This is a genomic window from Candidatus Hydrogenedentota bacterium (assembly GCA_012730045.1).
In the GTDB taxonomy this organism is placed as follows: domain Bacteria; phylum Hydrogenedentota; class Hydrogenedentia; order Hydrogenedentales; family CAITNO01; genus JAAYBR01.
The window spans coordinates 1-12,554 of record JAAYBR010000057.1 but is presented as its reverse complement, the minus strand read 5'-3'; the positions used below and the strand labels follow the sequence as shown (position 1 = coordinate 12,554).

Annotated in this window: 10 protein-coding genes; 8 read left to right on the top strand and 2 right to left on the bottom strand. The window is 66.9% G+C overall.

The annotated features are described in order from the left end of the window. Window positions 1-264: 264 nt before the first annotated feature. From GXY15_05770 to GXY15_05740, 7 genes are all read left to right on the top strand, one after another. Window positions 265-1,794, top strand: a complete 1,530-nt coding sequence (locus tag GXY15_05770; GenBank protein NLV40718.1) for a sugar ABC transporter ATP-binding protein — start codon at window positions 265-267, stop codon at window positions 1,792-1,794. After that, window positions 1,788-2,780 (top strand): ABC transporter permease, encoded by a 993-nt coding sequence (locus GXY15_05765; protein ID NLV40717.1) that lies wholly within the window; start codon window positions 1,788-1,790, stop codon window positions 2,778-2,780. The genes GXY15_05770 and GXY15_05765 overlap by 7 nt, the downstream gene beginning before the upstream one ends. Before the next feature lie 33 nt (window positions 2,781-2,813). Beyond that, window positions 2,814-3,830 carry a substrate-binding domain-containing protein gene (locus GXY15_05760; GenBank protein NLV40716.1) on the top strand — a complete coding sequence of 339 codons (1,017 nt, stop codon included), beginning with the start codon at window positions 2,814-2,816 and terminating at the stop codon, window positions 3,828-3,830. Between the two features lie 107 nt (window positions 3,831-3,937). Beyond that, window positions 3,938-4,381 (top strand): ankyrin repeat domain-containing protein, encoded by a 444-nt coding sequence (locus GXY15_05755; GenBank protein NLV40715.1) that lies wholly within the window; start codon window positions 3,938-3,940, stop codon window positions 4,379-4,381. Further along, window positions 4,382-4,873, top strand: a complete 492-nt coding sequence (gene rnhA, locus GXY15_05750) for a ribonuclease HI (GenBank protein ID NLV40714.1) — start codon at window positions 4,382-4,384, stop codon at window positions 4,871-4,873. Continuing rightward, the gene (locus GXY15_05745) at window positions 4,857-7,649 is read left to right on the top strand and encodes a PAS domain S-box protein (protein ID NLV40713.1); all 2,793 of its coding nucleotides are present in this window, start codon (window positions 4,857-4,859) and stop codon (window positions 7,647-7,649) included. The genes rnhA and GXY15_05745 overlap by 17 nt, the downstream gene beginning before the upstream one ends. Window positions 7,650-7,711: 62 nt before the next feature. After that, window positions 7,712-8,857: a D-alanyl-D-alanine carboxypeptidase gene (locus GXY15_05740; GenBank protein ID NLV40712.1), complete on the top strand. Its 1,146-nt coding sequence runs from the start codon at window positions 7,712-7,714 to the stop codon at window positions 8,855-8,857. Here GXY15_05740 and hemG read toward each other — a convergent pair. Both hemG and hemN read right to left on the bottom strand, forming a co-directional pair. Beyond that, on the bottom strand, window positions 8,854-10,230 hold the full coding sequence (hemG, locus tag GXY15_05735) for a protoporphyrinogen oxidase (protein ID NLV40711.1): 1,377 nt from the start codon (window positions 10,228-10,230) through the stop codon (window positions 8,854-8,856). The genes GXY15_05740 and hemG overlap by 4 nt on opposite strands. Beyond that, window positions 10,227-11,711, bottom strand: coding sequence for an oxygen-independent coproporphyrinogen III oxidase (gene hemN / locus GXY15_05730; protein NLV40710.1), 1,485 nt, complete (start codon window positions 11,709-11,711; stop codon window positions 10,227-10,229). Before hemN ends, hemG begins: the two co-directional genes overlap by 4 nt. Between hemN and GXY15_05725 the strand changes: the two genes are divergently transcribed. Beyond that, window positions 11,710-12,432, top strand: a complete 723-nt coding sequence (locus GXY15_05725; GenBank protein NLV40709.1) for a hypothetical protein — start codon at window positions 11,710-11,712, stop codon at window positions 12,430-12,432. The genes hemN and GXY15_05725 overlap by 2 nt on opposite strands. Window positions 12,433-12,554: the final 122 nt, after the last annotated feature.

The following is a 12,554-nucleotide window of genomic DNA, read 5'->3' as shown; positions in this document are numbered from 1 at the left end:
TGTCTTCTTCCCTGAGCGCAAATTTCGGATGCCCCTTTGGGGCAAGAAGTGTTTTGGGGCGCGCAACCCAGGGCAGGCCTGGCCCTTTGGGCGGCGGCCTGGCCTGGGCTATATTCGGAAACGCTTTCAGCGTTGAAGGGGTCGGGCGGCGGGAAATTACCAGACTCCATCCAGAAAGCACCCACGGATTTTAGTGCGATTGCCCCGCCGGCCGCGCCCGGTGTGCTAAACTTTTCCCCGGTCGGATGACTCGGGCAGGAGGCCATGGAAGCGCAACATCTCAGCATGCGGGGCATCGGAAAGGCCTTTTCGGGCGTCCGGGTCCTCGATTCGGTGGATTTTGACCTGCGGGCCGGCGAGGTGCACATCCTCGCGGGCGAGAACGGCGCGGGCAAGAGCACCCTGATCAAAATCCTCGCGGGGGTGCACACTGGGTACGACGGGGAAATCCTGCTGGGAGGGCAACCGGTCCATTTCCGGTCGCCCCAGCACGCGCGTCTCAGCGGCATCTCCGTGATTCACCAGGAACTCTCCCTGATCCCCGGAATGAGCGTGTCCGACAATGTATTCCTCGGCCGGGAGCAGACCGCCCGCGGATGGGTGCGGCGCGCGCGCCAGGAGCGGGAATGCGCGGAGCTTCTCGCCCGGCTGGGCATGGATATCTCCCCTTCCGCACCGGCGGGCGACCACCCCATCTCCGTGCAGCAGTCCATCGAGATTGCCAAGGCGATGGCGGGCGACGCCCGCGTGGTCGTGATGGACGAGCCCACGAGCTGCCTGGCCGCCCCCGAGGTGGAGCGCCTGTTCGCGCTGATTGACGGGCTGCGCCGCCAGGGCTGCGGCATCATCTACATCACGCACAAGATGGAGGAAATCTACCGGATCGCCGACCGGATCACCGTGCTGCGGGACGGCAGGAAGATCGGCACCGCGGCCGCCTGCGACCTGCCCGCCGAACAGCTGGTGCAGTGGATGGTGGGAAAGCCGCTGGAGGCGCAGTTTTCCCGGACCATCGCCGCGCCCGGCCCGGTCCGGCTGGAAGTGCGGGACTTTTCGGTCCCCGACCCGGCGGGACTGCCCAGGCCCAAGGTGGACCGGGTGTCCTTTCAGGCGCGGGCGGGGGAGATCATCGGGATCGGGGGCCTCCAGGGTTCGGGGGGGAGCGAGCTGCTGGCAGGCCTTTTCGGCGCCTACGGGGGCAGGGTGTCTGGAGAGGTGCTGCTGGACGGGATCCCGGCCGCCGTCAGGCGCCCGGCGGCGGCCATCCGCCAGGGCGTGGCGCTGCTCACCAACGACCGCAAGACCACGGGGCTGGTGCTGGGCATGTCCATCACGCGGAACATGACCCTGGCCTCCCTGCCCCGCTACTCCCCCGGCGGCTGGCTGCTCCCCGCGAGGGAGCAGGACCGGGCGCGGGAGCACGCGGAGCAGTTTGGCCTCCGCGCGGCCACGCTGACGCAGCCGGTGGAGACCCTTTCGGGGGGCAACCAGCAGAAGGTGGTGCTGGCAAAGTGGCTGGACACGAACCCCCGGGTGCTGCTTCTCGACGAGCCCACACGCGGGGTGGATGTGGGCGCGAAACACGAAATATACGAGCTGATGAACCAGTGGACGGCGGCCGGAATCACCCTCCTGCTGATCACTTCGGAGATGCCCGAACTGCTGGCCATGAGCGACCGGATCCTCGTGCTGTACCAGGGGCGCATCCTCCGGGAGTTTGGGCGCGGCGAGGCGACCCAGGAGTCCGTGCTGGCCGCGGCCATGGGGCGCGGGGAAGGAGAACGGAAATGCTGAAGCGGTCCGGACAGCTGGCGAGAGTGCTGGAGCTGCCCTTCACCCGCGCCCTGATCGCCCTGCTGGTGATCCTGGCGCTGGGGGCGCTGTTCAACGCGGACGGCACCTTCTTCCGGTGGGATACCCACCGCGACATGCTGCGCCACATCTCCCGGTTCGGGATTCTGGCCTGCGGCATGACCATCGTCATCATCGCCGGCGGCATAGACCTTTCGGTGGGCAGCGTGTTGGGGCTCACCGCCGTCGTGTCCGCCCTGCTGAGCATCCACCATGGCATGCCGGCGTGGGTTGCCGTGCCCCTCTGCTGTCTGCTGGGCCTGGCCTGCGGGGCGGTTTCGGGCGCCCTCATCGCGCGGTTCTCCATCCAGCCCTTCATAGCCACCCTCGCCATGATGGTCTTTGCCCGCGGGGCGGCCAAATACATTTCGGAGGGCAAGAAGATTTCCCAGGGCGTGGAGACCCCGGAGGGCTTCCAGTATCTGGATTTTCCCAAACTCTACGAGTTCCTCAACGCCAAAATCCTCGGCGACAACATTGCCGTGGTCACGCTGGTGTTTCTGCTGTGCGTGCTAGTGTCCTGGCTGTTGCTGGCCCGGCTGCGGCCCGGGCGGCATCTGTACGCCATCGGGGGCAATGAGGCGGCGGCCCGTCTCTCGGGGGTGCCCGTGGGTTGGGCGAAGGTGCTTGCCTACGCCATGAGCGGGCTCTTTGCCTCGCTGGCGGGGATTTGCCAGGCCGCCCAGGAGACCCAGGGCGATCCGGAAGCCGGTGCGTCCTATGAACTTACGGCCATCGCCATTGTGGTGATCGGAGGCACCAGCCTCTCCGGCGGACGGGGCGGCATTTTGCTTACCTTGCTGGGAACCCTCACCATCGGGTATCTTGAGAAAATCCTGAGCATCAACGCCGTCGGCGAGGCCGGGCGCCTGATGCTCACCGGCGCGATTATTGTGTCCGCGGTGCTGTTCCAGCGGGGCAGAAAATAGACGGTGAACCGTTCGGTCGAGGAGAGCCAAGACATGCAGACGAATCTCAGAAATCTTGCGTTGGCGGCGTTGCTGGCCGGGGGGGCTGTGCTTTTCGGCTGTTCCAAGGGGACGCCGGAGGCCGCGGCCCCAAAGGAGGAAGGTGTCCCCGCAGCGGCTGCGGAGAAAGAAGCCTTCCTGATCGGCATGAGCCAGTGCAATCTGGGCGAGCCGTGGCGCGTGCAGATGAACAAGGACATTGAGGAGGCGGCCAAGGCGCACGACACGCTCAAGGTGGTCTTCAAGGACGCCCAGAACGACACGCTGGTGCAGCAGAATCACGTCCGCGAGTTCGTGAACCAGGGGGTGGACCTGCTGATCATCAGTCCGCGCGAGGCGGCGCCCCTGACGGGGCCGGTCGCCGAGGCCTACAAGAAGGGCATTCCGGTGATCGTGCTTGACCGGGCCCTGCTCGGTGAGGACTTTACCATGTTCATCGGCGCGGACAACCGGCTGATCGGCGAGGCCGCCGGGAAATGGGTCCGCGAAAAGCTCAACGGCCAGGGGAAGATTGTGGAGTTGATGGGACTCCAGACCAGCGTGCCCGGTCGGGACCGGCATGAGGGGTTCGTCAAGGGGCTGGGCGACGCCGCCATAGAGACGATCTTTTCCGCGGACATGAAGTGGCTCCAGCCGGACGCCCAGCGGGAGATGGAGTCCGCCCTGGCCCGGTTCCCGAAGATAGACCTGGTCTACGGCCACAACGACCCCGGCGCCTACGGCGCCTATCTGGCCGCCAAGGCCGCAGGCCGGGAGAAGGAGATGCTCTTTGTGGGCATTGACGGGCTCCCCCACGAGGGCCGGGTCTATGTGGAGAAGGGCATCCTTAGCGTTTCCTTCGAGTATCCCACAGGGGGACGCGAGGCGGTCGAATACGCTCTGAAGATTCTTTCCGGCGGGCAGGTGCCCCGGAATGTGGTGCTGCCCTCGCGTCTTTTCACGCCGGAAAATCTGGCGGCTGGAGGCGAATTGATTAACGTTACGGACACTCCTGAGCCTGCGGCCCCCTGATGCGAGCGCTTTTTTTACGCGTTTTGCCCTTAATGGCGCTGTTTGCGGCGGTATTCGCCCTCCCGGGGTGCGCGCCCAGTCCGCATGACTGTGTCATCCGGGGGGACGTGAAGGCCCTGTGCGGGGTGCTGGAGAAAGCGCCGGAGGCGGTGGACGCCCGCGACAGGAAGCTGAAGACCCCGCTGCACATGGCGGCCGGGGTGGACAATGTGGCGGCGATGGAGGTGCTTGACGCGCACGGCGCGGAGGTGGACGCGAAGGACATCACCGGCATGACGCCGTTGCATGTGGCTGCCATGTGCGGGCGGCGGGCGGCCGCGGAATGGCTGCTGGACCACGGGGCGGCGGTGGGCGCGGTGGACGACTTCGGGGACACGCCGCTGCACACGGCGGCGGTGTTTGGCCGGGGGCACACGGTCACCCTGCTGGTTGCGCGGGGGGCGGCCCTGGACGCGCGCAACGCGGACGGGCTCACGCCCCGGGACCTGGCGGTCCGCGGGCGTCATGAACGGGTGGCGGCCCTGCTTGAACGGCTGGCGGCAGGTGTGTGAATGAACGAGGAGCGATGCGTGGAAGGCCCTGACAAGGACACGGTGGTCATTTACACCGACGGCGGCTGCGACCCCAACCCGGGCGTGGGCGGCTGGGGGGCCGTGCTGGTGTTTCGCGGCCGGATGCGGGAGCTGTCCGGCGGGGCGCCCCAGACGACCAACAACCGGATGGAGCTGACTGCGGCGATAGAGGCGCTCTCCGCGCTGAAGCGGCCCTGCCGGGTCGTGCTTCACACGGACTCCGAGTATGTGAGGCGCGGCATCACCGAATGGCTGCCGGGCTGGAAGCGCAACAACTGGCGGCGCCGGACGGGTCCGGTGCTGAATGAGGACTTGTGGCGGCGTCTGGACGCCGAGGCCGCGCGGCACGCGGTGGCCTTTCGCTGGGTGCGGGGCCACGCCGGCGACCCGCTCAACGAGCGGTGCGACGAGCTGGCCGGAGCGGCCATAGCGGCCCAGAAGCAACGGAAATCCCATGTTTCGCAGGAATGAGGGCAGACGCCGCGCGGGCGACGCGCGGGCGCGTCTCGGACGCCGGGCCGAAGCCCAGCGCCGGGTGACCAACTATGTCATCCCGGTGCTGATGGGGCTCGGGGGGCTGGTCTTTGCCCAGCAGTTTGAGAGCCTGCCGCTGCGGGCCGGAACGCTGCTCATCTCCATCGCCCTGCCCCTCTATGCCGGGGGCAACCTCATCGCGCGCTACCGGACCAGCCAGCTTGAGCGCTTCATCATGCTCAGTGGCATCCTGATGTTGATTGTCGGTGCGGGCATCAGTTTCTTCACCGGCCCCGGCGACATCCCCGTGCAGCTCATGCAAGACCCCGACATAGCGCGCGCGTCGCGCGTTCTCGGTCTGGGCAGCCTGTTCCTGGGTCTTTTTGTGGTGATGTTCTCCGTGATGCGCACCGGGGAGGACTCCGAGGAGATTACCGAGCGGTTTTGGATCCTCGCAGAGCACATTTCCGACGGCTTCGTCCTCAGCACCGGCGACGGGGTGATCCGCCTCGTCAACCAGAGTTTTCTGGACATCTTCGGGGTGACCCGGGAGATGCTGATCGGGAACAACGTAACCACGCTCACGGAGCGTTTTGACATGGCACCCGTGCGCGACCATCTGCGGCGGCGCGCCCGGGGCATCTCCTCGGAGTACGAGGTGAGAATCCAGGTTAACGGCCGGGAGAAGGTGCTTCTGTTCAACGGCGCGCCCATCACCAACCGCCACGGAAAACACACCGCGACCATTGCGACGGTCCGCGACATCACGGAGCAGGTGGCCCTCAGCCGCCGGGTGGAGCAGTACGCCCAGGGGCTCCAGCGCCTCGTGGAGGAGCAGACCCGGCGCCTGCGCACCTCGGAGGAGCGCCTGCGCAACCTGCTCCTCTCGATGAACGAGGGTTTCGTCACGGTGGACGGCGACAACCGCATCCAGTTTGTCAACCCGCGCTTCGCGTCGCTGCTGGGAATGACGGAGGAGCTGCTGCTCGGGGTGAACATCATGGAACTGGTGGAGACCGCCGGGCGGCCCCGCCTTCTCAACCTGCTGGCAAGCACCGAGAGGGCCGAGGGCGGCGCCCGGCAGGAACTGGAGTTCGTGGACATCTACGGGAAACCCGTCCCCGTGGTGGTGGCGGCGGCGGTTTTGCCCGGGGGGGAGACCGCCGCGGACGCAGGTTTCTCCCTTGTGGCGACCAGCATCGCGGAAATCCGGAAGATGCAGCAGAAACTGCTGGCCCGCGCGCGGGAGCTGGAGCGGGCGAACGAGGAGCTGCGCCTGCACGACCGTGCGAAGGACAGTTTCCTTTCCAATGTCAGCCATGAGCTGCGCACCCCGCTCAGCACCATCCAGGGGTATATTGAGCTGTTGAAGACCGGGGGGGTGGGGGAGCTGACCGAGGCCCAGCTGAACGTGGTCCGCATCGCCGAGCGGAACGGGGAGCGGCTGCTTGCCCTGATCAACCAGCTGCTGGAATACAGCCGAATGCAGATCAAGGGCGTGACCCCCGTGCTCTCCCTGGTTTCCCCGCAGGCCCTTATTGGCGAGGCGGTGGCGGCCGTGCATCCCGACGCTTTGGCGAAAAATCTTGTCGTGGAGACGTCGGCGGCCGGGCCGCCGGCCTTTGTCTGGGTGGACCGGGACAAGTTTTCCCAGGTGCTGGGCATCCTGTTGAACAACGCGGTCAAGTTCACGCCGGGCGGCGGCACAATCAGTGTCACCCTGCAGGCGCAGGAGGGCGGCGGGGCCGCCATCACCGTGCGCGACACGGGGATTGGAATCGCCCCCGAGCACCATGCCCGGATATTCGACCGCTTTTTCCAGGTGGACAGCTCCAAGGCGCGGAAATACGAGGGCGCCGGTCTGGGGCTTTCCATCGCAAAGGGGATTGTGGACGCCCACGGCGGCCTCATCCGGATTGACAGCGCCCCCGGCAAGGGCTCGGCTTTCACGGTGACCCTGCCCTCGGCCGCGTTCCCCGGTGAAGAGGGCGTCCAGGTCGCGCCGGCGCTTCGAGACCAGCGGCTGCTCGTGCTCAGTGCCCGGGAGGAGACGGCTTTGGCGCTTGCCTGCGTTCGCGGGGTCGGCAAGGTCGCCTGGCTGCCCGCCGGCAAGGAGTCCCTGCGACAACTGGGCGCGACCGACGCGGACGTCATCCTGATGGACGAGGTCGCCGACGACGTGCTCGGCAGAACCGCCCTGGCGATTCTCCGCGGTCAGCCGGCCACCCGCGAAAAGCCCGTTGTGGTGTTCACCATGGAGAGCCTTTTCTCCGCCGCCCCCCTGCGCGAGCAGTTTCCCCGCACGGAGTTCATCAACAAGCCCTTCAGCGTGGCGGAGCTGGGGGAGACCGTCGAGCGCCTTGTGCACGGTTCCGACGGGTTTGACGGGGCCTTCGACCCCCTTGCCGCCTATGTGAAATCCGACCAAAAACGATGTGTCTTCGTGGTGGACGCCGATCCCGGAATGCTAGAGTTCGTGTCCGCGGGCTTGCGAAACCGCAACATCGCCTGCATGGGGATGGTCAACCACCGGCAGGCTCTGGAGGCGGTTCTGGACGTCCGGCCGGATGTCATCCTCCTGGACGCCGACGTGCCCGCGGAAGTCCTTCGGGAGTCCGTGCGGGCGTTGCGGGCGGAGCCCATGACAGAGAACATTCCCCTGTACATGATGACGGGCACCCAGTCCGCCGACGTGGAGGGGATGGGGGTCATGGGGGTGATCCGGAAACCTTTCACCATTGGCGAACTGAACAGCATTATCCAAAACGTCTAACCCCCAACGGGCGCGCAGCGCGGAGACGCGCGTGTTCGGCGCGCCGGAGGTGATTTCCTGGAATGAGTTTTCTGACGGCCTTCCTGCTTTGCTCCCTGGTCCCGTCCGCCCCCTCCCCTCCCGCCGAAGGCACGGCGGAGTACTACGTGGCCCTCCCGGAGAGCGTTTACTGTGTTGAGGCGGAGACGGGCATGGAGTTGGTGAGCCGGAATGCGGACCTGCGGCGGCCCCCCGCGAGCATGATCAAGATGATGATGATGCTCATGGTGGACGAGGGGGTGGAGGCGAAGAAGTGGTCCTACGACACCATCATTCCCGTCTCCAAGAACGCCGAGGGGATGGGCGGCACGCAGGTGTACGTGAAGATGGGGGAAAAGCACCCTCTCGAATCGCTCATGCTGGCCGTTGCCGTCGCGTCGGCGAACGACGCCTCCATGGCGGTGGCGGAGGGGCTCTGGGGGGGCAAGGCGCAGTACTTGGAGGCGTGCAACCGGCGCGCCCAGGAACTTGGCATGACACAGTCTTCCTTCCACAGCGTTCATGGGCTTCCCCCCTCCAAGGGGGAGTCCTTCGACCTGACCACCGCGCGCGACATGGCGATCCTGGGCCGGGCGTGCGTGCGGCGTCCGAAGATTTTGGAATGGACCTCGCGCAAGGAGCTTGTCTTCCGCGAGTCGGACGGGGTGAAGGCGAGCACGAACAAGCTGCTGGGCGTGGTGCCGGGCTGCGACGGGATCAAGACCGGGTTCATCCGCGCCGCGGGTTTCTGCATCACCGCGACGGCGGCGCGCGACGGCGTGCGCGTCATCGCCGTGGTCATGGGGGACACGAAACGCGGCCGGTTTGAAAGCGCCGGGGAGGTGCTGGAGCAGGGCCTGGGAATGGTGACGCGCGTGCGCCCGGTCACGGCGGGCATGACGGTCGGCCGCGCGGTGCCCGTGACGAACGGGATTGCGCCCACAGTGTCCCTGACGGCGAGGGACGCCCTGGAGACCGTCGTGCGCAAGGAGGACGCCGGGAAGTTGCAGCTCATGGTGAGCGCCCCGGCGGCCCTGGCCGCCCCGGTGGCCGCCGGTGCCGAGGCGGGCGGGGTGAAGCTCATGCTGGGCGACAGGGTGCTCGGGGAGACGGCGCTGGTGACGGCCTCCGGCACGGAGGCCAAAACCCTTTGGCGCCGGATGATGGACAAGACGGGGATGGGCCGCTAGGCGCGGAGTCTGTCCACGGCGCGGCGGGCGGAGAGGACGCAGTCGTTGAGTCCCACGCCCCGGTAGGCGTTGCCCGCGAACACCAGGCCCGGATGCTCCGCCTCGCAGCGCTCCAGCGCCGCCAGGCGCCCGCCGTGCCCCAGGGTGTACTGGGGGATGCCCAGAGGGTGCCGGAACACCCGCAGCCGCTCCGGCGTGCCGGTGATTCCCAGCAGCGGGGACAGCTCCCTCGAGACCAGGGACACCAGCTCCGCGTCCGTCAGGGACAGGACCTCCGGGTCTGTCGCGCCGCCCAGCATGGTGCGCAGCAGCACTCCGTTTTCGGGGGCCTGGTGGGGAAAGATGGACGCGGTCCACAGACAGCCCAGGATGCGCAGGGAACCGTCCCGCGGGACGAGAAATCCGAAGCCGTCGAGGGGATGCGCGACTTGGCCGCGCGGATACCCCGCGCACACGACGGCGAGACCGGAGTAGGGGATCGCCCCCAGCGCCGCCGCAGCCTCGGGGGCGGCGTCGGCAAGCAGGGCCGCTGCTGTGTAGGCGGGGCACGCGACTACAACGTTCTGCGCACGCCACTGGTCGCCGTTTGCGCAGGACACGATGTACCCGTCGCCGGAGGGGGTGATCTTACGAACCTGGGAGCGGGGCGCGAAGGATGCGCCGAGGGCGTTGGCGGCGATTTCCGGGAGCTGGCCGATGCCGCCTTCGAGGGTGGTGAGGGTGCCCGAGGGGCCCTCGGGGCTGACCTTCGGGTTGGTTTTGCGTTTTGCGAGCAGGGCGCGGAAGAGGCCGCCGTGCACCCGCTCCATTTCCGCCATGCGCGGGAAACAGTGCTCCAGGCTGAGCCGCCGGGCGTCTCCGCCGAAGACGCCGGAGACCATGGGGCCGACCAGGGTTTCCGCCGCCTCGCGGCCGATGCGCCGCCGTGCGAAGTCGTGGATGGTTTCCCCCGCATGGTCGCGTTTTGCCGGGATCAGGGGCTCGCAGCACACCCTCAGCCTGCCCGCCGGCGAAAGCAGGGGCGACAGGAAGAAGGCGGGCGGTCCAGCCACGCGGTGCAGGCGCCCGTTCCGGAAAATGTGGCGTTTCGCGGCGGATTCATCCGCCCGGCGCAGCAGCGGCGACGCGCCCAGGGCCTCCACCCAATCGAGGGTGGCCGGTTCGCGGTCAAGAAATCCGTTCGGTCCCCAGTCCAGAATGTAGCCCCCCTCGCGGTCCGACCGGGTGGTGCCCCCCGGCCCCTCCCCCGCCTCCAGCACGCGCACGGCGTCCCCCCCCCACCGCTGGACGGCATGCCACCCGGCGCAGAGCCCCGTGACGCCTCCTCCGATGACGGCCACATGAAGCATGCGGTCGGAATGCGGGGCGGTCATATCGTCCTCGAGAAGCCCGAAGGGGCCTGGTTGCGCCGGAGCCGGCGGTCAAAGACCATGCAGATGTTGCGGACAAAGACGGCGCCGAGAGGCAGCACGCGGAGGGCGTCTTCCTCAAGACGCAGGAAGCCCTCCCCCGCCAGGCGGTCCAACTCCGGGCGCTCCTCCGCGAACTTGTCCGCGAAGCGGACTCCGAAGCGGTGTTCGAGGGCACCGAAGTCCAGCCTGAAATTGCACATGAGTTCGCGGATGACCCACCTGCGGAGCAGGTCATCCTCCGTGAGGGTGATGCCCAGGGCGGTCGGCAGTCCGCCCTCCGCCAGGGCGGCGTGATAGGCGGGCAGGTCCTTGTGGTTCTGGGCGTACGCGCCGCCCGCCTCGCTGATGGCGGACAGTCCGAAGCCGATCTGGTCGGGCGCGGCCGCGACGGTGTACCCCATGAAGTTGCGGCCGAGCCGGCCCCGGTCAAGGGCGAGGCACAGTTCATCGTCCGGCCGCGCGAAGTGGTCCATGCCGATGGGGCGGTATCCCGCGGCCAGCAGGGCGTTCCGCGCCTGGGCGAACAAAGCGTACTTTTCCGGACCCGTGGGCGCGGGGTATCCCGCGAGGGCCTGCTGGTGCGGCAGCCGCTCCGGAAGGAAGGCAAACCCGTACACGGCAACCCGGTCGGGACCCAGGGCGGCGACGGTGCGCAGGGTCTCCGCCCATGTGTCCGGCTCCTGAAGGGGGAGACCGTAGATCAGGTCCATGTTGATGCCGCCAAAGCCCAGGCTCCGGCATTTCTCAAAAACGCGCCGGGTGACCTCCTCTGTCTGGTGCCTGCCCACGGCCTTCTGCACCGCCGGGCTGAGGTCCTGCACCCCCATGCTCACCCGGTTGAAGCCCAGCGCCGCAAAGGTGTCAAGGTGGTCCCCCCGAACGGTGCACGGGTCAATTTCCACCGCGAGCTCCGCGCCGTCGGTCAGGGCGAAGCGGCTGGTCACCGCGCCGAACAGCCGGTGCAGCTCCTCCGGTTCCAGGTAGTTGGGGGTGCCCCCGCCCCAGTGCATCTGGCAGACCCGGCGGCGGGATCCCAGAAGCTCCGCGACCCTGCCGATCTCCCGGTCGAGATCGTCCAGATAGGACGCCAGCGGGGTCCTGTCGCGGGGGACGATGGTGTTGCATCCGCAGTAGAGGCACCGGGCGGCGCAGAACGGCAGATGCACATACAGGGAGAGCGGTTCGGGGACCCGTGAGGCCCTTTTGAGGGCCGCCGCATGGTGGTCCGGCGTGAAATCGCGCCTCCACTCGGGCACGGTCGGGTAACTGGTGTACCTGGGGCCGGGCACATCGTGCCGGAGCAGCAGGTCCCGGGTGATTTCCAAATTCGGAATCCTTTTGATTTTCCCCCGTATTGGGGGGCGTTTTTCTGCGGCTTGAAATGGCCGCCGCGTTACGCCATTATAGTGCGTGAGCCTATCTGCGGCAACGGCGGGTTCCATGAGCGAGTCACTGTCACAGTTTCTTTTCGGACTGTTCATCGTCAGCGTGATCACCCTGGCGGTGAGTCTGGTCATTTACTACCAGAGTCTCCGCCGCAAGGCCTTTATTGACATGGCCGCGACGATGGGGCTGCATTTTCAGTATCTCAGCTACGGCCTTCCCCGTCGGCTGGGCCTGCTTTTCCAGTTTCGCCGGGGGAAGAACCGCTACGCCTCCAACATCATCACCGGCAAGCACAAGGGCCAGTTGGTATACCTGTTCGACTATCATTACACGACGGGGGACAAGTACAGCAAGGTCCGGCACTGCCAGAGCGTGGCGATCATGCAGCACGACCTCCGCATCCCCGAGGTGCGCATCTATCCCCCCGCCTTCATGGAGAAGGTGGGCAACGTGGCCGAATATGGAAAAATCCAGCTGCAGTTTGACAACGAGCCCTTTTCCAGCCACTTCAGCGTGTTTGCCTCCGATGCCGCCGTGGCGGACCAGGTATTTCACCAGCCGATGATGGAGTACTTCCTGCGCCATCCGGACATGTCGGTGGAGGTCGGGCACGGCTGGATCGCCACCTGCAAGGAGGCGCGCCATATTCCGGAGGAAATCCCGCGGCGGGCGGAGCAGCTCATCAAACTGCACCGGGTCTTCTCCCAGATCGGCCAGGAGGGCGAGCGGTTCGCCGACCGTTTCGCCGAGATGAACACCCCCTCCTCCTTCCTCTAGCAGCCTGTGGCAAAAGGCGGGCTTGCGGTAGTGTTTGTTATTGACATATAGCTGTCGGTATGGTATGCTTCCCGTGAGGCCAACCGGGAGATGTCAGGCATGGCAATGGGACGCGCGCGCAG

What these genes read in the sequence shown, in the direction of transcription:
- GXY15_05770 (NLV40718.1), top strand. Translation starts at nt 265, where the DNA reads ATGGAAGCGCAACATCTCAGCATGCGGGGCATCGGAAAGGCCTTTTCG.
- GXY15_05765 (NLV40717.1), top strand. Translation starts at nt 1,788, where the DNA reads ATGCTGAAGCGGTCCGGACAGCTGGCGAGAGTGCTGGAGCTGCCCTTC.
- GXY15_05760 (NLV40716.1), top strand. Translation starts at nt 2,814, where the DNA reads ATGCAGACGAATCTCAGAAATCTTGCGTTGGCGGCGTTGCTGGCCGGG.
- rnhA (NLV40714.1), top strand. Translation starts at nt 4,382, where the DNA reads ATGAACGAGGAGCGATGCGTGGAAGGCCCTGACAAGGACACGGTGGTC.
- GXY15_05745 (NLV40713.1), top strand. Translation starts at nt 4,857, where the DNA reads ATGTTTCGCAGGAATGAGGGCAGACGCCGCGCGGGCGACGCGCGGGCG.
- GXY15_05740 (NLV40712.1), top strand. Translation starts at nt 7,712, where the DNA reads ATGAGTTTTCTGACGGCCTTCCTGCTTTGCTCCCTGGTCCCGTCCGCC.
- hemG (NLV40711.1), bottom strand. Translation starts at nt 10,230, where the DNA reads ATGACCGCCCCGCATTCCGACCGCATGCTTCATGTGGCCGTCATCGGA.
- GXY15_05725 (NLV40709.1), top strand. Translation starts at nt 11,710, where the DNA reads ATGAGCGAGTCACTGTCACAGTTTCTTTTCGGACTGTTCATCGTCAGC.
- hemN (NLV40710.1), bottom strand. Translation starts at nt 11,711, where the DNA reads ATGGAACCCGCCGTTGCCGCAGATAGGCTCACGCACTATAATGGCGTA.